We start from the raw sequence: 396 nt of genomic DNA, 5'->3' as shown, positions 1-396 counted from the left end.
TTTTTTGAGCAATACAAGATTTAAACTTAACTTTTATGGAGAGTTTGATCCTGGCTCAGGACGAACGCTGGCGGCGTGCCTAATACATGCAAGTCGAGCGGACTAATGGGAGCTTGCTCCCGTTAGTTAGCGGCGGACGGGTGAGTAACACGTGGGCAACCTACCTGTAAGACTGGGATAACTTCGGGAAACCGGAGCTAATACCGGATGACATAAAGGAACTCCTGTTCCTTTATTGAAAGATGGCCTCGGCTATCACTTACAGATGGGCCCGCGGCGCATTAGCTAGTTGGTGAGGTAACGGCTCACCAAGGCGACGATGCGTAGCCGACCTGAGAGGGTGATCGGCCACACTGGGACTGAGACACGGCCCAGACTCCTACGGGAGGCAGCAGT

Annotated in this window: 1 rRNA gene; it reads left to right on the top strand. The window is 53.0% G+C overall.

Annotated features, from left to right (window positions below):
* Positions 1–32 precede the first annotated feature (32 nt).
* A 16S ribosomal RNA gene (locus BED47_RS14945) occupies positions 33–396 on the top strand; the annotation flags it as partial.

Origin of the sequence: Gottfriedia luciferensis, assembly GCF_001712755.1 — a bacterium.
Taxonomy (GTDB): domain Bacteria; phylum Bacillota; class Bacilli; order Bacillales; family Bacillaceae_G; genus Gottfriedia; species Gottfriedia luciferensis_B.
The sequence above is the reverse complement of the archived record's forward strand: the minus strand, read 5'-3'. Positions and strand labels throughout refer to the sequence as shown.